The following is a 19007-nucleotide window of genomic DNA, read 5'->3' as shown; positions in this document are numbered from 1 at the left end:
GAGGTTGCCACGGCGTCGCGCCCGCGTTGCATCTGCAGGCTTGACGTCAGCGGCAAGGTGGAGTCATGGCGTCCGACCTCCCTCCCCACGTGCTCGTCCTCTTCGGCGCGACCGGCGACCTCGCCGCCCGCAAGCTGTTCCCCGGCCTCTACCGGCTGGCCCTGGCCAAGCGGCTGCCCGAGAACGTGGCCGTGATCGGCAGCGGCCGCCGGTCCCCCGGATCCGACGACGACTTCCGCCGCCGCGTCCGCGAGGAGCTCGAGGAGTTCGTCGGCGAGATCGACGCCGTCGTCGCCGACCGGCTGCTCGAGCGGGTCTCGTTCGTCGCGTCCAGCGACGACGACGGTTCCGCGCTCGCCGACGCCGTGCACCGGGCCGAGGACCGGCTCGCGCTGGATGCGGGGCTGACCCTGGGCGACGTACGACGCCTGCTGTACCTGTCGGTCCCACCGAACGCGGTCCCCGCGATGGTGGGCATGCTCGACCGGGAGGGCCTCGCCGAGCGGGCGCGGCTGGTGTGCGAGAAGCCGTTCGGCACCGACTTCGCGACCGCGCGGGACCTCGACGCCACCCTCGGCGCGGTGTTCGACGAGGAGCAGATCTTCCGGATCGACCACTTCATCGGCAAGGAGGCGGTGCAGAACCTGCTCGCGCTGCGCTTCGCCAACGGCCTGTTCGAGCCGGCGTGGAACCGGCACAGCATCGAGTCGGTGCAGATCGACGTACCGGAGAAGCTGACGATCGAGGGGCGCGGCGCGTTCTACGAGGGCACCGGCTGCCTGCGCGACATGGTCACCACCCACCTGTGCCAGCTGCTCGGCTTCGTCGCCATCGAGGACCCGCACGCGTTCCGCGAGGGCGCGATCCGCGCGGCGAAGGCGGCCGCGTTCGCCGCCGTGCGACCGCTCGATCCGCAGCGCGTCGTCTTCGGTCAGTACGACGGCTACCGCGAGGAGCCCGACGTCGCACCGGACTCCGACGTGGAGACCTTCGTCGCGATCGAGGCGTGGATCGACAACGACCGGTGGCGCGGCGTGCCGTTCTACCTGCGCACCGGCAAGGCGATGGCCGCCGGGCAGCGCACGATCACGCTGCGGTTCAGCGACCCGCGGCACCAGTGGCTCAAGCCGGCCGCGTCGACGCGACCCGAGCCGAACGAGCTCGTCATCGAGCTGAGCGACGAGCCGAAGATCGCCATCGACGTACGCGCCAAGCGGCCGGGGCCGGACATGGCGCTGGTCGAGGCGGTGTTCCACCTCGACCTCAAGTGCGACGCCCCGGACGCCAGCCCGTTGGAGGCCTACGAGCGCCTGCTGCTCGACGTGATGCGGGGCGACCGCACGCTCTTCATCGGGGCGCGCGAGGTCGAGCGGCTCTGGGAGATCTGCCAGCCGGTGCTGGACCACCGGCCGCGGGTGCAGCCGTACCCCAAGGGCTCGTGGGGCCCGGAGGAGGCGCTGGCGCTGCCGCCCGGCGGATGGCGGCTCGGGCGCGACTAGCCGGAACGAGCCGGACAGAGCCGGAGATGACAGGAGCCGCCGGGCGATGCCCGGCGGCTCCTGCTGTGTCGTGCTCGATCAGTGACCGTGGCCGTGGCCGTGGCCGTGACCGGCGGCCTCCTCGGTCTCCTCGACGGGCTTCTCCACGACCAGGGTCTCGGTCGTGAGCAGCATCGCCGCGATGGAGGTCGCGTTGACGAGGGCGGAGCGGGTGACCTTGACCGGGTCGAGGACGCCCTGGGCGACGAGGTCGCCGTACTCGCCGGTGGCGGCGTTGTAGCCGCTGCCGGGACCGGCCTCGCGCACCTTGGAGACGATGACGTAGCCGTTCTCGCCGCCGTTCTCGGCGATCCAGCGCAGCGGCTCGTCGGCGGCCTTGCGCACGATGCGTACGCCGGCGGCCTCGTCGCCCTCGAGCCCGAGGTCACCCTCGAGCACCGAGACGGCGTGGATCAGCGCGGAGCCACCGCCGGGGACGATGCCCTCCTCGATCGCGGCACGCGTCGCGGAGACGGCGTCCTCGATGCGGTGCTTCTTCTCCTTGAGTTCGACCTCGGTGGCAGCGCCGACCTTGATCACGCAAACGCCGCCGGCCAGCTTGGCCAGCCGCTCCTGCAGCTTCTCGGTGTCCCAGTCGGAGTCGGAGGCCTCGATCTCCTTCTTGATCTGGTTCACGCGGCCCTCGACCTGCGCGGGGTCACCGGCGCCGTCGACGATGGTCGTGTTGTCCTTGGTGACGACGACGCGGCGGGCGCGGCCCAGCTCGTCGAGGCCGACCTGGTCGAGCTTGAGGCCGACCTCCTCGCTGATGACCTGGCCACCGGTGAGGATCGCGATGTCCTGCAGGATCGCCTTGCGGCGGTCGCCGAACGCCGGCTGCTTGGCGGCGCAGGCGTTGAAGGTCCCGCGGATCTTGTTGACGACGAGGGTGGACAGGGCCTCGCCCTCGACGTCCTCGGCCAGGATGAACAGCGGCTTGCCGGTCTGCATGACCTTCTCCAGCACCGGCAGGAGCTCCTGGATCGAGGAGATCTTGCCCTGCTTGAGCAGGATGTAGGGGTCGTCGAGGACGGCCTCCATCCGCTCCGGATCGGTCACGAAGTACGCCGAGATGTAGCCCTTGTCGAACTGCATGCCCTCGGTGAACTCGAGCTCGGTGCCCATGGTGTTGGACTCCTCGACGGTGATGACACCGTCCTTGCCGACCTTGTCGAAGGCGTCGGCCAGCAGCTCGCCGATGTGGCTGTCGCGGCTCGAGATGGTGGCGACGTTCGCCATGTCGTCCTTGGAGTCGACCTCGCGGGCGGCCTTCAGCAGCGCGTCGGACACGGCCTGGGCGGCCTTGTCCATGCCGCGCTTGATGCCCATCGGGTTCGCGCCGGCAGCGACGGCGCGCAGGCCCTCGTGGACCATCGCCTGGGCGAGGACGGTCGCGGTCGTCGTGCCGTCACCGGCGACGTCGTTGGTCTTGGTCGCGACCTCCTTGGTGAGCTGGGCACCGAGGTTCTCGAACGGGTCGTCCAGCTCGATGTCGCGGGCGACGGTGACACCGTCGTTGGTGATCGTGGGGGCTCCCCACTTCTTGTCCAGGACGACGTAGCGGCCCTTCGGGCCGAGCGTCACCTTGACGGCGTTCGCGAGCGCGTCGACACCGCGCTCGAGCGAGCGACGAGCCTTCTCGTCGAACTCGAGGATCTTGGCCATGGGTTCTCCTTGAGGAGGTGGTTCTGGGGTGCAGGGATCCCCGGTCGACCGGGGATTCTGTTACCTGTCGGGCGTTGCAATGCCCGACAAGCGCAGGAATCCCCGGTCGACCGGGGATTCCTGCGCTTGATCGAGATCAGGAAACGACCGCGAGGATGTCGCGGGCCGAGAGGATGAGGAACTCCTCGCCGGCGTACTTGACCTCGGTGCCGCCGTACTTGCTGTAGATGACCTTGTCACCCACCGCGACGTCGAGCGGGACGCGGTTGCCGTTGTCGTCGACACGGCCGGGGCCGACGGCCAGGACCTCGCCCTCCTGGGGCTTCTCCTTGGCGGTGTCCGGAATGACGAGGCCCGACGCGGTGGTCTGCTCGGCCTCGACCTGCTTGACGACGATCCGGTCCTCGAGAGGCTTGATGTTGATCGACACGGTGTCGACCTCCCCTTCACATGGTTGATGTGGTGATTCACGTCTGCGCCTGCGCACGCAGAGGGCGTCGTCGCGGGTGCCGCACTCCGGCCGCAGGCATTGGCACACTCCGGTGGAGAGTGCCAGCCCTGACGTTAGCACTCTCCCAAAGTGAGTGCTAGAGCGGTTCGCTGCGAGGATGCAGGGGTGGATCTCGAGACCTTCGCCTGGCTGCTGACCGACGACGGTCAGGACGCGCTGGCGACGGCGACCTCCGCGATCGCGGACGGCGGGGCCGAGCTGCAGGTGCAGTCCCTGCTGCGGCGTACGACGACGGCGGCGCAGGCCGCGGCCGTGCTCACCCAGGTCGAGCTGCGCACCCACGCCCGGGCCAAGCTCGGCGACCTGGCCGCCCGGATGTACTTCACCCGCGACGCGCTCGAGCAGGCCACCCGGCTGCGGGTGTCACAGCACCGCGCCGGTCGGATGCGCGCGTTCGACGCCGAGACCCTGATCGACCTCGGTTGTGGGATCGGGGGCGACATGGTCGCGGCCGTACGCGCCGGCATCGTCTGTGCCGGCGTCGACCTCGACCCGCTCCGCGTCGCCATGGCCGAGGCCAACCTGGCCGCGCTCGGCCTGCCGGGCGCGGTGATGGTCGCCGATGCGACCACCGTCGACCACTCCCCCTTCGACCTCGCGTACGCCGACCCGGCCCGTCGTACCGGAGCGGGACGCAGCTTCCAGGTCGACGACTGGACGCCGCCATGGACCTGGGTCGAGGGCCTGCTGCGGCGCGACGCCTGCGTCAAGGTCGCCCCCGGCATCCCGCACGAGCTGGTCCCGGCCGGCGTCGAGGCGGAGTGGGTCAGCGACGGCGGCGAGGTCAAGGAGGCCGCACTCTGGTCGGGGCGTACGGCGACCACGGGTCGGCGCGCCACCGTCATCACCGACGGCGGGCTTGCCACCCTCGAGGACGACGACGACCCGGGCGCCGACGCCGTCGGGGTCCGCGCGATCGGCGACTTCCTCTACGAGCCGGACGGCGCCGTCATCCGGGCCGGGCTGGTCACCGCGGTGGCCGCCGGGGTGGGTGGCGGCCTGGTCGACCCGAGGATCGCCTACGTGACGTCGGACCAGCCGTTCGTGACGCCGTTCGCCCGCGGCTACCGGGTCGTCGCCGAGCTGCCCTACCGCGAGAAGCAGCTGAAGGCGGCCCTCCGCGAGCGGGGCATCGGCCGGATCACCATCAAGAAGCGCGGCGTCGACGTGTCCCCCGAGCAGCTGCGCAAGCGGCTCGCCCTGGCCGGTGACGACGAGGCGACGATCGTGCTGACCCGGGTGGCGGGCGAGGGGACCTGCCTGCTGGTCGAGCCGATCCGCCCCGCATGACCACGCCATGACCCCGGCGGCGTACGAGCCCTCGCCGCGGCGCTGGATCGCGCTCGTCGTCTGCTGCAGCGCCATGTTCATGACGCTGCTCGACGTCAGCGTCACGAACGTGGCGCTCCCCTCGATCGGTGCGGCCACCGGCGCCGGGCCGTCCGGGCTGCAGTGGGTGATCAGCGGCTACACGCTGGCCTTCGGGATGGTGCCGGTCCTGGCCGGCCGGCTGGGCGACGACCACGGGCGCCGGCTGATGTTCCAGGTCGGCGTGATCGGCTTCGTCGTCACCAGCACGCTCTCCGGGCTGGCGCCGTCGGTCGGCCTGCTCATCGCGGCCCGGGTCCTCCAGGGGCTGTTCGGCGGCCTGATCAACCCGCAGGTCTCCGGCCTGGTCCAGCAGCTGTTCCGCGGGGCCGAGCGCGGTCGCGCCTTCGGCGTCCTCGGGACGACGGTCGGGCTCGGCACCGCCCTCGGCCCGATCGTGGGCGGCACCCTCATCGCGCTGGGCGGCCCGGACCTCGGTTGGCGGCTCGTCTTCTTCGTCAACGTGCCGATCGGCGCGCTCGTGGTCGTGCTGGCCCGACGCCTGCTGCCCGAGGACGCGGCCGCCGGCCAGCACCACCTCGACGTTCTCGGCGCGCTGACCCTGGGCACCGCCACGTTCTGCATCCTCTTCGCCGCCGTCGAGTACGACGCCGCCCACGACCCTCGCCTCGCCTGGCTCGTCCTGCCCGCCGCCGTGCTGCTCGTGGTCTTCTGGCGGCGCGAGCGGCGGCTCACCCGCGAGCGGATGGACCCGCTGGTCGACCTGCGGCTCTTCCGGCAGCGGTCCTACACGCCGGGCATCCTGCTCGCGATCACCTTCTTCCCCGCACAGGCGGGACTGCCGCTGGTGATGGCGATCTACTACCAGGACGGGCTCGGCTACCCCGCGCTCGAGTCGGCCCTCGGCGTCACGGCGTTCGCGGTCGGCAGCGCGATCGCGGCACCCAACGCGGGTCGCTTCGTGACCCGGCTGGGGCGCCCGCTCGTCGTCGGCGCCGCGACCGCCTTCGCGCTGGGCGCCACCGCGCTGGCGGTCGTCGCGTGGCACGCGCCCGCGCACCACGCGGCGCTTGCGCTCGCCCTCCCCCTGTTCGTGATGGGCTGCGGCTCCGGCTGCCTGATCACCCCGAACCAGACGCTCACCCTGGCCGACGTCGACCCGGTCGTCGGGAGCACGGCGGGTGGGGTGCTGCAGACCGCGCAGCGGATCGGGCTGGCGATCGGCCAGGCGGTGATCGGGGCGGTGTTCTTCGCCGCCGTAGGCCACGGCAGCGGCCCGACGGCGTACGGACACGCGGTGACGGCCGCCGTCGTCGCCGCCCTCGGCTTCGTGACCCTCGCGATCGTGATCGGCGCGGCCGACCTGGTCCGCAACGGTGCCCGCACGCCCGTGGCGCGGGTCACTCCGGGGCCATGACAAAAGACATGTGCCGAGGCTGAGTCAACGCCGTAGATTCTGAGCCATGTTTGCCGCCCTCGGACGTTTCGTGTCCCAGAAGCCGTGGTGGGTCGTCGGCGCGTGGATCCTGATCGCCGGCCTGGTGATCGCCTTCGCGCCCGGCCTGAAGTCGACCACCGACCAGTCGTCGTTCCTCCCCTCGAAGTACGAGTCGATCAAGGCCGCGAACACGATGACGGCCGAGTTCCCCGAGTTCAGCACCCAGTCGGGTGCGACCCTCGCGTTCTCGCGCACCGACGGCGCCGCCCTCACCGCGCAGGACCTGACGAAGGCCAGCTCCGTCGTCAAGAGCCTGAACGCCGAGCTGCCCGGCACCTTCCAGAAGCTGGCGCCCGCTGCCGCCGTCGCACAACAGTCGCCCGACAAGCTCGCCGCCAAGGCCGCCTTCGGCATCACCAAGGACCGCACCGCCTTCGACAAGACCGCGATGGACGACGCGCAGACCCTGCGCGACGACGCAGCCAAGCTCACCCAGGGCACCGACCTCACGCTGTACGTCGGCGGCCCGGCCGCTCAGCAGCTCGACGCGCAGAACTCCAGCGCCAAGACGATGGCGATCGTGGGCGCCGCCACCATCGTGCTCATCGTGCTGCTGCTCGCGCTCATCTTCCGCAGCGTGATCATCTGCCTGCTGCCGATCCTCGTCGTGGGCCTGGTCTCCCAGGTGGCCACCGGCCTGATCGGCTGGGCCAACGAGGCGTTCAACCTCCAGGCAGACTCCTCGCTGGAGATCATCCTGATCGTCGTCCTTTACGGCATCGGGACCGACTACATCCTGTTCCTGCTGTTCCGGCACCGGGAGCGGCTCCGCCTCGGCGAGGACGTCAAGACCTCGATCGTGGCCGCCATGGAGCGCGCCGGCGAGGCGATCGCCTCGGCGGGTGGCGCGGTGATCGTCGCCTTCAGCGCGCTGATCCTCTCCTCGCTCGGCATCTTCAAGGCAATCGGTCCGGCTCTCGCGATCGCCGTCGCCGTCACCCTCGTCGCCGCGCTCACGCTGGTCCCCGCCGTCGTGACGCTGCTGGGCAAGGCGCTGTTCTGGCCGTCGAAGAAGTGGCGCGTCGAGTCCCAGGGAGCCCGCTTCGCCAAGATCGGCGACGGCCTGGGCAAGCGGCCGGCGCTGTTCGCGGCCGGCTCCGGCCTGATCCTCGTCGTGCTTGCGGTGTTCTCTCTCGGGTTCCACCCCTCCTTCGACTTCACCTCGAGCCAGCCCAAGGACCTCGAGTCATCCAAGGCCGACGCCACGATCCAGACGCACTTCTCCGCCGGGGCGACCGACCCGGCCCTGGTCGTGCTGAAGTCCGACGGCAAGCTGACCCCGGCCCAGGTCGGAGCGTTCGCCGGCGACCTCGGCCGGACCGAGGGCGTGAGCGCGGCCGCACCGATCGGACCGATCTCCTCCGACGGCACGACCGCGGTGATCGCCACGGTCCTCAAGGACGCTCCGGGATCGGACGCCGCCGCTGCCGCGGTCAAGGGACCGATCCGCAGCCAGGCGCACGCGGCCGCGCGGCAGATCGGCGCGACGGCGTACGTCGGCGGGACCACCTCGGTGTTCGTCGACATCGACGCGGCGATGGTGCGCGACTACAAGGTCGTGTTCCCGGTCGCGGCGGCGATCATCCTGCTGATCCTGGCACTGCTGCTGCGGTCGCTCGTCGCTCCCTGGTACCTCATGGTGTCGGTCGGCCTGGGCTTCCTCGCCTCTCTCGGAGCGACGGTGCTGGTCATCCAGCACCTCAAGGGCGACAACGGCCTGATCTTCATGCTGCCGATCTACATCTACCTGTTCGTGGTCGCCCTCGGCACCGACTACAACATCCTGATGATCGCCCGGCTGCGCGAGGAGGCGCAGGAGGGACGCGAGCCGCGTGCCGCGGCGGCCGAGGCCGTCAAGCACGCCGGTCCGACGATCGCCGCTGCGGGCGTGATCCTGGCCGGCACGTTCGCCTCGCTGATGCTGGGCGGCAACGCGCTGATCGTGTCGATGGGCTTCGCGCTCTCGTTCGGCATCTTCACGGCCGCGTTCATCATGGCGATGTTCTTCACCCCGGCCCTCACCGCCCTCGTCGGCCACGCGGCCTGGTGGCCGGGTCATGGGGACGAGAAGAAGGACGTCGAGCCGGAGAAGCAGCTGGTCTGACCCGCTCTGCTCCGTCGTACCTGATCGAATGGCCCCGAATTCGAGGAATTCGGGGCCATTCGATCAGGTACGACGGAGCGTGCGGCGGTAGAGGCCGTCGTCGCGCAGAGCCACGTCGAGGAGCTCGTCGTGGCGGCCGTAGACCGGGGTGGGGCCGACCGCGGAGGCGGACGGGAAGCCGGTCCGGAGCGGCTCGAAGTCGGCGGCGACGGCACAGTCGGTGAACCGGAAGTTGGCGTGCCGGATCGCGAAGACGCCGCCCGGGCGCACCGCGCGGCACAGGCCGGTGACGGTCCGCTCGAAGTCGGCGAAGCGCAGCGTCGAGGCGCACGTGGGCGGGGCGTCGTTCAGGCCTCCGTGCCGCAGCACGGCGAAGGCCAGGACCGCGTCGTACGCCGCCTCCGGCTCCCCCTCGGCGTCCCCCGCCCGCACCAGGGTGACCAGGTGACCGGCAGCGGCCTCGTCGATCCGTCGCCGCGCCGTCCGCAGCGCCAGCGGGTTGACGTCGATCCCGGTGATCCGCGCCTCCGGGAACTGCTCGTGCAGCGTCAGGAGCTCCTGCCCCGACGCGCAGCCGAAGGAGAGGATCCGCAGCCGGTCCGGAGGTACGTCGCCCAGGGCCTCGCGCATGCACGCGAGCTCCTCCGGATACCTGTCCCGTGCGGTCGTGGTGAACGGCTGGAACAGGTTGTGGGGGCGCAGCACCAGGATCACCGCCGCCTCCCGCTGCTCACCACCCGCCAGCCACATCCGCAGCGGCTGCCAGATCCGGCGGCCGGGCAGCCGGCGCAGGAGTGCCTTCACCTGGCCGAGTCTGGCAGCGGGTGCGACGTACCCGGTGCAGAAGTCCGCGAAAACGCGTGATGTTGCGTGTTCCGCCGCGTCTGGACTGGTGAACGTCTCGGACAAGGAGCACACGATGAGCACCACGACCTCGAAGCATCGCGCCACGCAGCCGCTGCGGGCGGCCGAGCGGCCCCCGGTCGCCCCGAACCACCGCGCGGGCCGCAGCAGCGACCTGCCGATCGCCGCCCTGCTCGGCCTGCTCCTGCTGGTCGTCGCCGCCTACCTGGCGGTGCGGCGATGAGCCTGTGGCTGTCCTCGATCGGCGCCGTGGTCACCAACATGGTGCTCCAGCCGCTCCGGCGGCTGCGCCGGTCGGCGACCGAGGGCTCGGACCGGGCCTAACCAGCCAGCACGTCGGTGACCGGCAGGCTGGAGTCCGCCGGCAGGTCCAGCGGGCTCGGCGTACGTCCGCGGGCCACCATGGTCGAGCCCAGCGCCGCCACCATCGCGCCGTTGTCGGTGCACAGCCCGGGCCGCGGCACCCGGATGCGTACGCCGACCTTCGCCGCCCGCTCCTCGGCCATCGCCCGGAGCCGTGAGTTGGCGGCCACGCCGCCCCCGATCATCAGGTCCTCGATGCCCTCGCTGGCCGCCGCGTCGAGCGCCTTGCGCACCAGGACGTCGCAGACGGCCTCCTGGAACGAGGCGGCGACGTCGGCCACGGGCACCGGCTCGCCGGAGCGCTCCCGGGCCTCGACCCAGCGCGCGACCGCGGTCTTGAGGCCCGAGAACGAGAAGTCGAAGCGGTGCCGCTCCAGGTCCTTGCGGGTCGAGAGGCCGCGGGGGAAGTCGATCGTGATCGCACCCTCGCGCGCGGCGCGGTCGATGTGCGGGCCGCCGGGGAACGGCAGCCCGAGCAGCCGCGCCACCTTGTCGAACGCCTCGCCCGCCGCGTCGTCGATGGTCGCGCCCATCGGGTCGACGCCCGTCCCTCCCGGCCCGCCGCCGGTGATGTCGGTGACCCGCAGCAGGCTGGAGTGACCGCCGGAGACCAGCAGGGCCAGGCTCGGCTCGGGCAACGCGCCGTGCTCGAGCTGGTCGACCGCGACGTGGGCGGCGAGGTGGTTGACGCCGTACAGCGGCTTGTCGAGGCCGATCGCGAGCGCCTTGGCGCTCGCGACGCCGACCAGCAGCGCGCCCGCCAGACCGGGGCCGTGGGTCACCGCGATCGCGTCGATGTCGGTGAGCGTCACCCCGGCGGTGTCGCAGGCGCGGCGGATCGTAGGCACCATCGCCTCGAGGTGCGCCCGGCTCGCCACCTCGGGGACGACGCCGCCGAAGCGGGCGTGCTCCTCGACGCTGCTGGCCACGGCGTCCGCGAGCAGGGTGTGGCCGCGCACGATGCCGACACCGGTCTCGTCGCAGGAGGTCTCGATCCCGAGGACCAGGGGCTCGTCGATCACAGGTCCTCCAGGGCGCGGGCGAGGACGACCGCGGTCGACCCGTCCCGGTAGTAGCGCTCGCGCCGCGCGAGCTCGGTGAACCCGGCGGAGCGATAGAGCGCGAGGGCGGGCTCGTTCGTCTCGCGCACCTCCAGGACGAGCCGCTCGGCGCCGCGGCGGGCGGCGTCGGCGAGGCAGGCGTCGAGCAGCTCCCGGCCCAGCCCCTGCCCGCGGTACGCCGGGTCGACCGCGATGCGCTGCAGCTCGGCGTCCTCGGCCGCGACGCTGACGACCGCGTGGCCGACGACCTCGTCGCCCTGCTCCAGGACCAGGTAGCCGACCGTCGGCAGCAGCCCGGCGACGCCCTCGGCGACGAGGTTCTCGCCCCAGGGGTCCTCGGGGAAGCCGACGGCCTCGGACGCGACGATCGCGGCGAGGTCGGCGGAGGTGGCGGTACGGCTGCTCATGCCGGCATCGTCGCGTGGGGGATCTCGGCGTCCGGGCGGCGCAGGTAGAGCGGCTCGGGCGGCAGCACCTCGGCGAGGCCGTCGGCCACGGCCCGGGCGACCCAGCCGCCCGCGGGACGCAGCGGACCGACCGGGTGCGGGAAGGCGTCGGGGTAGAGCAGCGCGCCCTCGCCCACGACCGGCCCGTCGGTGGCGACGGCGGCCGGCCGCTCGACGACGGGTCCGGAGGTACGCCGGCCCGCCGCGTCGTACGTCGCCAGGTAGACCTCCTTGCGGCGCGCGTCGGTGGCGACCGTGAAGGGGCCGTCGACCGCACCCGACGCGACTGCCTCGGCGGCCAGGACGTCGAGCGAGCAGACGCCCTGGACGGGAACGTCGAGCACGAGGCCGAGCGTGCGGGCGGTGACCAGGCCGACCCGGAGGCCGGTGAAGGGGCCCGGGCCGACGCCGACGGCGATGCCGGTCAGGTCGGCCGGGGTGGTACCGGCCCGCGTCAGCGCGGTCTCGATCAGCGGCGCCAGCTCCTCCCCGTGCTTCATGGCCCGCTCGGAGACGAGGTCGGCGAGCACGGTCGTGCCGTCGTACAGGCCCACGGCGACCGTCGGGGAGGCGGTGTCCAGGGCGAGCAGCAGCACGTGGGTGAGGTTAGGCCAGGAGGGGCGGACGGCCCAACCAGGCCGGGCCGATGGGCGCCAGGACCACGACACGGGGGTCGTCCTCCGGGTCGACGTCGGGCGCGGCGACGGCCCGCTCGATGCGGATCTCGAGCGGCGAGTCGGTGAGCGCCTCGGCGAGCCCGCTCCCCCACTCGACGACGGTGACGGCGGCGTCGAGGTCGGCGTCCAGGTCGAGGTCGTCGAGCTCGGGAGCGCCCCCGAGGCGGTACGCGTCGACGTGCACCAGCGCCGGCCCGTCGGCCAGGTTGGGGTGGACCCGGGCGATGACGAAGGTGGGCGAGGTGACGCCGCCGCGCACGCCCAGCCCGGCGCCCAGGCCCTGGGTGAACGTGGTCTTGCCGGCTCCCAGCTCGCCGCTGAGGACCAGCACGTCCCCGGCCCGGAGGTGCGGGGCGAGACGCTCGCCCAGGTCGCGCATCTCGTCGGCCGTCGCGACGGTCACGCTCCGCGGGGTGCTGCGGGCGAAGTGGACGTACGGCGCGCTCCGGTGCGTCTCGGTGAAGCCGGCATCGCGCCAGAAGCCGATCGTCGCGGGCAGCTCCTGGCGGGCGAGCAGTGCCACCCGGTCGAAGCCGCGCGCTGCCGCCTCCCGCAGCGCCGCGGCGACCATGGCGTGCGCGACCCCGTGCCCCTGGGCGCCGGGCACCACGCCGACGCGCCGCAGGTAGAGCGCGTCGTCCTCGGGGACCCGGTCGAAGACCAGCGCACCGACCGGTGCGCCGTCGACCCGCGCCAGCAGGCCCCCGTCGGAGGTCAGGTGGCCGGCCATCGTGGCCTCGGTCTCGGAGAGCGCGTCGGCCGGCGGGTCGAGCGGAGCGCGCGCGGCGAACGCCGCCTGCACGACGGACAGCACCTCGGGAGCGGCGGTCGGCCCGACCACCTCGACGACGACCTCGGTCACCGGCGCGCGGCTCCCTCGGTGGCGGCGGTGATGAGCTGGTCGAGCTCGGCGTTCACCAGCTCGTGCCGCTCGAGGATCACCATGTGACCCGCGCCCTCGCACTCGAGCAGGTTGGAGCCCGGGATCCGGGAGTGCAGCTTGCGCGAGTGCCCGATGGAGGTGAGCCGGTCGCGGGTGCCGCAGATGATCGAGGTCGGGATCGTGCCGAGCTGCTCCATGAAGTCGAACTTGTCGAGGGAGGCGAAGTTCGGGAAGAACTCGGCGACCGTCTCGAACGGGGTCGCGGAGAGCATGGAGTCGACGAACTCGACGTACCCGTAGGGCACCTCGTCGCCGAACGCGAAGGTGTCGGTGACGACCGTGGCGACGTTGCTGCCGAGCCGGCGCAGCACGTCGACCGCGCGGTGACCGGCCCGCAGCGTGCGCACCGCACCGCTGGCGAAGGGCCGACCGAGCCGGGCGGGCACCATCGGCAACAGGATCCGGCCGACGTCGAGGCCGCCGGCGGTGGTCGAGATCAGGCCGACGCCGATCACCTTGGTGCCGATCATCTCGGGGAACTGCTCGGTCAGCGCCACGATCGACATCCCGCCCATGGAGTGCCCCACGAGGACGACCGGTCCGTCCGGGGCGGCCGTCTCGATCACGGTCTTGAGGTCGCGGCCGAGCTGGTCGATCGTGCAGTTCTCCCGGCTGCTGTCGCCGGAGCGGCCGTGCGAGCGCTGGTCGTAGTAGACAGCCCGGACCAGGTTGCGGTACGCCGCCCGCTGGAAGTGCCAGCAGTCCAGGTTCAGGCAGTAGCCGTGGACGAACACGATCGTCACGCCGCCGAGCGGCTTCCTGCCGAAGAACCGGCCGCCGGAGGGCTGCTCGACCTCGTCGATCTCGACGTGGAGGGGTACGCCGTCGTCGGCCATCACCATGATCGGGTCGGAGTGCAGCGTCCCGAACGCCACGCGTTCGCCGGCCCGGTGGCTGATCTGCCGCTGCTGGCGCGCGATGTTGATGGCGGTGCCGGCGGCGGCGATGCCGAGCGCGCCGGCGACGGAGCCGAGGATGCGGTGGCGGGTGCTCATGACTCCTCCATCGGCGCGGAGTCGACGTAGGTGCGGGCCATCCGCCCTCCGATCCTCGTGACGATCTCGTAGTTGATGGTGCCGCACGCCTCCGCCCAGTCCTGGGCCGTGGGTCCGCCGAGCGACGGGGGCCCGAAGAGGAGCACGTCGGTGCCGAGAGCCGGCCGGTCGCCGCCGAGGTCGACGACGAACTGGTCCATGCAGACCCGGCCACGGATGGGTCGGAGCTTGCCGTCGACGGCCACCGAGGCGCTCGTCGAGGGGTCCGGGGAGGAGGCGTGACGAGGGATGCCGTCGCCGTACCCGACCGGGACCAGGCCGACCGTGGTCGGGTGGTCGGCGACCCAGATCCGGCCGTAGGAGACGGCGTCGCCGGGCGCGAGGTCCTTGACCATGGCGAGACCCGCGCGGGCCGTCATCGCCGGCACCAGGCCGAGGTCGGGGGTGTGGCCGGGCGCGGGGTCCAGGCCGTAGACGGCGATGCCGCAGCGGACCGCGTCGAAGCGGCTGCTCGGGCGCAGGATGGCGGCCGCGGAGTTGGCGAGGTGGCGGACCTCAGGGGTGAGGCCGGCCGCCTCGGCCAGGGCGAGCGCCTCGCGGAAGCGGGCCTCCTGCGCGTCGTTGGCCGGGTCGTCCGGCTCGTCGGAGCTGGAGAAGTGCGACCAGATGCCGGTGATGCGCCACCGCTGCTCGCGCTCGCCCCGGGCCGCGTGGGCGAAGAGCTCGGGCCAGGCGCTCCGGGGCGCACCGCCGCGGGACAGCCCGGTGTCGACCTTGAGCTGGACCCTCGGCGTACGCCGGTCGAGCCCGTCCAGCCACGCGACGGTCGACGCGATCTCGTCGAGCTCCGCCACGCTGTAGGCGGTCAGGTCGATGTCGGCCTCGAGGGCCGGAGCGAGATCGGTGCCGGGGACGGTGAGCCAGCACAGGATCGGGCCTGCGAGTCCGGCGGACCGGAGCGCGACCGCCTCCTCGACGGTCGCCGTCGCGAGCCACTCGGCACCGCCCTGCTTCGCGGCGCGGGCGGACGCGACCATGCCGTGCCCGTAGCCGTCGGCCTTCACGACCGCGATGAGCCGGGTCTGCGTCGTCGCGCGGAGGATCTCGGCGTTGCGCCGGATCGCGGCGAGGTCGACCTCGATCCAGCCCGCGCCCAGGGCAGGTCTGGCGTCGGCGGGCGCGGTCATGCAGTCGATTCTCCCAGGACCCGGCCGATGAGGCGCGGTAGGGCTCGGGCGACGTCGCCCGCGACGATCGGCCCGCTGCCGGCGGCGAGCGTGGCGGCGGCTCCGTGCAGCCACGAGCCGACCGAGGCGGCGTCGTAGGGATCGAGGCCGGTGGCGAGGAGGCTGCCGATCAGGCCGCCCAGCACGTCGCCCGCGCCGGCGGTGGCCAGCCAGGGCGTGCCGCTGGTGGTGACGCGGGCGCGGCCGTCGGGGCGGGCGATGACGGTGCGGCGGCCCTTGAGGAGCACCACGGCGCCGCGCTCCTGGGCGGTACGACGGGCGTAGGTCAGCGGCTCGGACTCGATGTCGGCGCGCGGGATGTCGAGCAGCGCGGCGAGCTCGCCGGCGTGCGGGGTGAGGACGGCGAACCGGCCGCGGACGCGGTCGGCGTGCCGGATCGCATCGGCGTCGACGACCAGGGGGACGTTGTCGTGGATCGCCTCGACCAGGTGTCGCTCCGCGCCTGCCGCGCTGCCCGAGCCGACGACCCACGCCTGCACCCGGCCGTCGCCGACCACCTCGGGGTGCTGCTGATGGACCAGGCTCGTGGGGATCGGATCGCCGACGTACCGGACCATGCCGGCGAGACCGCAGCTCGCGCCGGCGACGCTGAGCAGCGCCGCGCCCGGGAACGTGCCGGAGCCGGCCCGCACGCCGACCACGCCGCGCGTGTACTTGTGGGCGTCCGGCGTCGGGGTCGGGACCAGGCGCGCGACGTCGGCCTGCTGGAACGCCTCGACCGGGGCTGGGGGCAGGTGCTCGTCGAGGCCGATGTCGACGAGCTGGATCGCCCCGCACGCCTGTGCCGCGGGGTCGACGAGGTGGGCGATCTTGTGGGTCCCGAAGGTGACGGTGAGGTCGGCGGTGACGTGGGGCTCGCGCGCGCTGCCGTCGTCCACCCCGACGCCGGACGGCACGTCCACGGCCACGACGGGGATGCCGCTCAGCCCCTCGAGGGCCTGCTGGGCGTCCGGGCGGAGGCCGGGGCGGCCGCCGATGCCCACGATGCCGTCCACCACGACGTCGTACCTGACCAACGCGTTGGGTTCGGGCGCGGGAACCAACGCGTTGGTCAGGTACGACGTGCGCCCGCCGGCGGCGCGCAGCTCGGCCACACCCCCGGGGTGGGCGTTCGGCGACAGCAGCCAGGCATCCACCCGGGCTCCGCGGCGGGCGAGGCGCGCACCGGCGTAGAGGGCGTCGCCGCCGTTGTCACCGCTGCCGACCAGGAGGAGGACCCGCCGCCCGGACACGCCACCGAGGAAGTCGGCGACGGCCGTCGCGAGGCCCGCGGCCGCGCGCTGCATCAGCGTGCCGTCGGGCAGCGTCGCCATCAGGGCCGCCTCCGCGGCCCGGACCTGCTCGACGGTGTGGGCGCGGATCACGCGTCCCACGGTAGCGGGTTGAGTCGGCCCTCCCGGACGGCCGACTCGGCCGTCCGGGAGGGCCGACTCGACGGTCGGGGAGGGCCGACTCGACGGTCGGGGAGGGCCGACTCGACGGGTCAGGACTCGAGGACCACCATGGCCGTCGCCACGCCCGCGTCGTGGGAGAGCGAGAGGTGCGCGGACCGCACGCCCAGGCCGTCCGCGACGGCGCGCACGGTCCCGCGCAGCTCGAGCGTCGGGCGGCCGGACGGCAGCACCACGACCTCGCAGTCGTGCCAGGCCATCCCGGCCGGCGCACCGAGGGCCTTGGCGACGGCCTCCTTGGCGGCGAAGCGGGCCGCGAGCGACTCGACCGGCAGGCCGACCTCGCCCCCGACGAACAGCTTGCGGCCCAGCGACGGGGTGCGCTCCAGCGCCGTCCGGAAGCGCTCGACGTCGCAGACGTCCACGCCGATGCCGATGATTCCCATCCGGTGATCGGCCCCCATCCGGTGATCGAGCCTGTCGAGATTCACTCGACGGTGACCGACTTGGCCAGGTTCCGGGGCTGGTCGACGTCGTGGCCCAGCGCGGTCGCCAGCTCGCACGCGAACAGCTGCAGCGGCACGATCGCCACCAGCGGCTGCAGCAGCACCGGCACCTTCGGCAGCGGGATCAGCTCGTCGGCGTACGGCTGGATGGAGGTGTCGCCCTCCTCGGCCAGGCACAGCGTGCGGGCCCCGCGCGCCCGGACCTCCTGGATGCCGCTGAGCATCTTCTCGTGCAGCTGGTCCCGCCCTCGAGGAGGTACGACGCACAGCACCGGCAGACCCTCGTCGACGAGCGCGATCGGGCCGTGCTTGAGCTCGCCCGCGGCGAACCCCTCCGCGTGCAGGTAGGCCAGCTCCTTGAGCTTGAGCGCACCCTCGAGGGCGACCGGGTAGCCGGCGTGCCGCCCGAGGAAGAGCACCGACCGGTTGCCGACGTGGTCGCGCGCGAGCCGGTAGACGAGCTCGGCGCGGTCGAGCACCTGCTCGATCTTGGCCGGCATGTCCTCGAGCTGCTGCATGATCTCGGCGATCTCGTCGCCGAACCGGGTGCCCTTGGTCTGCGCGACGTAGAGCGCGAGCAGGTAGCAGGCGATCAGCTGGGTGAGGAAGCCCTTGGTCGACGCCACGCCGATCTCCGGGCCCGCGTGGGTGTAGATCACCGCGTCGGACTCCCGCGGGATCGAGGACCCGTTCGTGTTGCAGATCGCGAGCACCTTCGCGCGCTGCGAGCGGGCGTGGCGGATCGCCTGCAGCGTGTCGGCGGTCTCCCCCGACTGCGAGATCGCCACGACCAGGGTGGTGGCGTCGATGATCGGGTCGCGGTAGCGGAACTCCGAGGCGAGCTCGACCTCGACCGGCGTACGCGTCCAGTGCTCGATGGCGTACTTGGCGACCATGCCGGCGTAGAAGGAGGTCCCGCACGCGATGATGATGATCTTGTCGAGGTCGCGGATCTCCTGGTCGGCCAGGCGCATCTCGTCGAGCTGGAGCAGCCCGCCGACGCCGCGTCGGCCGATCAGCGAGTCGGCCACCGCTCGCGGCTGCTCGAAGATCTCCTTGCGCATGAACCAGTCGTGGCCGTCCTTCTCGGCGGCCGAGAGGTCCCAGTCGACGTGGAAGCGGGTCGCCTCGGCCGGCCGGCCGAAGAAGTCGGTGACGTGCACCCCGTCCCGCGTGAGCACGACGATCTGGTCCTGCCCGAGCTCCAGCGCCTCACGCGTGTGGTCGATGAACGCCGCCACGTCCGAGCCGAGGAAGTTCTCGCCCTCCCCCAGCCCAACGACGAGCGGCGAGTTGCGGCGTGCGGCCACCACCCGCTCGGGGTCCTCCGCGTCGACGGCCACCAGCGTGAACGCGCCGTCCAGCTGCTGGCAGACCCGCTGCATCGCCGTCGGCAGGTCCACGCCCGACTCGACCTGCAGCTCGATCAGGTGGGCGGCGATCTCGGTGTCGGTGTCGGAGAGGAAGACGTGGTCGTCGGCCTCGATCCGGCCGCGCAGCTCGTGGAAGTTCTCGATGATGCCGTTGTGGACCACGGCCACCCGGCCTGCGCCACCGGTGTGCGGGTGCGCGTTGGCGTCCGACGGGCGGCCGTGGGTCGCCCAGCGGGTGTGCCCGATGCCGAGCGTCGCCGGCGGGAGCGGGTGCTCGTCGAGCGCCTTCTCCAGGTTGCCGAGCTTCCCGGCCCGCTTCGCGACGGACAGCGCACCGTCCGCGACCACGGCGATGCCGGCCGAGTCGTAGCCCCGGTACTCCAGCCGGCGCAGGCCGCCGATCACGACGTCACGGGCCTGCTGACCTCCGACGTACCCGACGATGCCGCACATGATCGCCAACTGTAGAGGCTCGCCCTCGCAGGGACCCGCCGCC

The 19007-nt window shown here is 72.6% G+C and carries 17 protein-coding genes; 5 read left to right on the top strand and 12 right to left on the bottom strand.

Annotated features, from left to right (window positions below):
- Positions 1 to 65 precede the first annotated feature (65 nt).
- The gene (gene zwf, locus ACYVAQ_RS00385) at positions 66 to 1499 is read left to right on the top strand and encodes a glucose-6-phosphate dehydrogenase (protein ID WP_460786424.1); all 1434 of its coding nucleotides are present in this window, start codon (positions 66 to 68) and stop codon (positions 1497 to 1499) included.
- A gap of 78 nt (positions 1500 to 1577) precedes the next feature.
- Here zwf and groL read toward each other — a convergent pair whose 3' ends face one another.
- Both groL and groES read right to left on the bottom strand, forming a co-directional pair.
- Positions 1578 to 3203, bottom strand: coding sequence for a chaperonin GroEL (groL, locus tag ACYVAQ_RS00380; protein WP_460786423.1), 1626 nt, complete (start codon positions 3201 to 3203; stop codon positions 1578 to 1580).
- Positions 3204 to 3339: 136 nt separating this feature from the next.
- On the bottom strand, positions 3340 to 3633 hold the full coding sequence (gene groES / locus ACYVAQ_RS00375; protein WP_460786422.1) for a co-chaperone GroES: 294 nt from the start codon (positions 3631 to 3633) through the stop codon (positions 3340 to 3342).
- Positions 3634 to 3819: 186 nt separating this feature from the next.
- Here groES and ACYVAQ_RS00370 point away from each other — a divergent pair, with 186 nt between their 5' ends.
- The 3 genes from ACYVAQ_RS00370 to ACYVAQ_RS00360 are packed head-to-tail and all read left to right on the top strand — an operon-like array spanning position 3820 to position 8645.
- The gene (locus ACYVAQ_RS00370; protein ID WP_460786421.1) at positions 3820 to 5004 is read left to right on the top strand and encodes a class I SAM-dependent methyltransferase; all 1185 of its coding nucleotides are present in this window, start codon (positions 3820 to 3822) and stop codon (positions 5002 to 5004) included.
- Between the two features lie 7 nt (positions 5005 to 5011).
- Entirely contained in the window at positions 5012 to 6460 is a 1449-nt protein-coding gene (locus tag ACYVAQ_RS00365) for an MFS transporter (RefSeq protein WP_460786420.1), read from the top strand.
- Positions 6461 to 6506: 46 nt separating this feature from the next.
- Positions 6507 to 8645 carry an MMPL family transporter gene (locus tag ACYVAQ_RS00360; RefSeq protein WP_460786419.1) on the top strand — a complete coding sequence of 713 codons (2139 nt, stop codon included), beginning with the start codon at positions 6507 to 6509 and terminating at the stop codon, positions 8643 to 8645.
- Between the two features lie 63 nt (positions 8646 to 8708).
- Here ACYVAQ_RS00360 and ACYVAQ_RS00355 read toward each other — a convergent pair whose 3' ends face one another.
- On the bottom strand, positions 8709 to 9449 hold the full coding sequence (locus ACYVAQ_RS00355) for a class I SAM-dependent methyltransferase (protein WP_460786418.1): 741 nt from the start codon (positions 9447 to 9449) through the stop codon (positions 8709 to 8711).
- 115 nt (positions 9450 to 9564) lie between these two features.
- On the opposite strand from ACYVAQ_RS00355, the gene ACYVAQ_RS00350 reads away from it, so the two are divergent.
- Positions 9565 to 9732 (top strand): hypothetical protein, encoded by a 168-nt coding sequence (locus tag ACYVAQ_RS00350; protein ID WP_460786417.1) that lies wholly within the window; start codon positions 9565 to 9567, stop codon positions 9730 to 9732.
- Between the two features lie 97 nt (positions 9733 to 9829).
- On the opposite strand, the gene tsaD is transcribed toward ACYVAQ_RS00350, so the two are convergent.
- From tsaD to glmS, 9 genes are all read right to left on the bottom strand, one after another.
- The gene (tsaD, locus tag ACYVAQ_RS00345) at positions 9830 to 10894 is read right to left on the bottom strand and encodes a tRNA (adenosine(37)-N6)-threonylcarbamoyltransferase complex transferase subunit TsaD (protein WP_460786416.1); all 1065 of its coding nucleotides are present in this window, start codon (positions 10892 to 10894) and stop codon (positions 9830 to 9832) included.
- On the bottom strand, positions 10891 to 11340 hold the full coding sequence (rimI, locus tag ACYVAQ_RS00340; RefSeq protein WP_460786415.1) for a ribosomal protein S18-alanine N-acetyltransferase: 450 nt from the start codon (positions 11338 to 11340) through the stop codon (positions 10891 to 10893). Before rimI ends, tsaD begins: the two co-directional genes overlap by 4 nt.
- A complete protein-coding gene (gene tsaB / locus ACYVAQ_RS00335; RefSeq protein WP_460786414.1) occupies positions 11337 to 11975 on the bottom strand; it encodes a tRNA (adenosine(37)-N6)-threonylcarbamoyltransferase complex dimerization subunit type 1 TsaB in 639 nt (212 codons plus the stop codon). The genes rimI and tsaB overlap by 4 nt, the downstream gene beginning before the upstream one ends.
- A gap of 10 nt (positions 11976 to 11985) precedes the next feature.
- Positions 11986 to 12918, bottom strand: a complete 933-nt coding sequence (tsaE, locus tag ACYVAQ_RS00330) for a tRNA (adenosine(37)-N6)-threonylcarbamoyltransferase complex ATPase subunit type 1 TsaE (RefSeq protein ID WP_460786413.1) — start codon at positions 12916 to 12918, stop codon at positions 11986 to 11988.
- On the bottom strand, positions 12915 to 13994 hold the full coding sequence (locus tag ACYVAQ_RS00325) for an alpha/beta fold hydrolase (protein WP_460786412.1): 1080 nt from the start codon (positions 13992 to 13994) through the stop codon (positions 12915 to 12917). Before ACYVAQ_RS00325 ends, tsaE begins: the two co-directional genes overlap by 4 nt.
- A complete protein-coding gene (gene alr, locus ACYVAQ_RS00320; protein WP_460786411.1) occupies positions 13991 to 15181 on the bottom strand; it encodes an alanine racemase in 1191 nt (396 codons plus the stop codon). Before alr ends, ACYVAQ_RS00325 begins: the two co-directional genes overlap by 4 nt.
- Positions 15178 to 16605 carry an NAD(P)H-hydrate dehydratase gene (locus ACYVAQ_RS00315; protein ID WP_460786410.1) on the bottom strand — a complete coding sequence of 476 codons (1428 nt, stop codon included), beginning with the start codon at positions 16603 to 16605 and terminating at the stop codon, positions 15178 to 15180. Before ACYVAQ_RS00315 ends, alr begins: the two co-directional genes overlap by 4 nt.
- Positions 16606 to 16724: 119 nt before the next feature.
- The gene (locus ACYVAQ_RS00310) at positions 16725 to 17078 is read right to left on the bottom strand and encodes a holo-ACP synthase (RefSeq protein WP_460786408.1); all 354 of its coding nucleotides are present in this window, start codon (positions 17076 to 17078) and stop codon (positions 16725 to 16727) included.
- A gap of 41 nt (positions 17079 to 17119) precedes the next feature.
- Positions 17120 to 18964, bottom strand: a complete 1845-nt coding sequence (glmS, locus tag ACYVAQ_RS00305; protein WP_460786407.1) for a glutamine--fructose-6-phosphate transaminase (isomerizing) — start codon at positions 18962 to 18964, stop codon at positions 17120 to 17122.
- Positions 18965 to 19007 lie beyond the last annotated feature (43 nt).

The organism is Nocardioides maradonensis (assembly GCF_054777115.1).
This window is presented reverse-complemented; position numbering and strand designations above follow the sequence as displayed.

Bases quoted from the DNA above. Each gene is read 5' to 3' on its own strand.
- zwf (WP_460786424.1), top strand. From the start codon at position 66: ATGGCGTCCGACCTCCCTCCCCACGTGCTCGTCCTCTTCGGCGCGACC.
- groL (WP_460786423.1), bottom strand. From the start codon at position 3,203: ATGGCCAAGATCCTCGAGTTCGACGAGAAGGCTCGTCGCTCGCTCGAG.
- ACYVAQ_RS00365 (WP_460786420.1), top strand. From the start codon at position 5,012: ATGACCCCGGCGGCGTACGAGCCCTCGCCGCGGCGCTGGATCGCGCTC.
- ACYVAQ_RS00360 (WP_460786419.1), top strand. From the start codon at position 6,507: ATGTTTGCCGCCCTCGGACGTTTCGTGTCCCAGAAGCCGTGGTGGGTC.
- ACYVAQ_RS00350 (WP_460786417.1), top strand. From the start codon at position 9,565: ATGAGCACCACGACCTCGAAGCATCGCGCCACGCAGCCGCTGCGGGCG.
- rimI (WP_460786415.1), bottom strand. From the start codon at position 11,340: ATGAGCAGCCGTACCGCCACCTCCGCCGACCTCGCCGCGATCGTCGCG.
- ACYVAQ_RS00325 (WP_460786412.1), bottom strand. From the start codon at position 13,994: ATGAGCACCCGCCACCGCATCCTCGGCTCCGTCGCCGGCGCGCTCGGC.
- alr (WP_460786411.1), bottom strand. From the start codon at position 15,181: ATGACCGCGCCCGCCGACGCCAGACCTGCCCTGGGCGCGGGCTGGATC.
- ACYVAQ_RS00310 (WP_460786408.1), bottom strand. From the start codon at position 17,078: ATGGGAATCATCGGCATCGGCGTGGACGTCTGCGACGTCGAGCGCTTC.
- glmS (WP_460786407.1), bottom strand. From the start codon at position 18,964: ATGTGCGGCATCGTCGGGTACGTCGGAGGTCAGCAGGCCCGTGACGTC.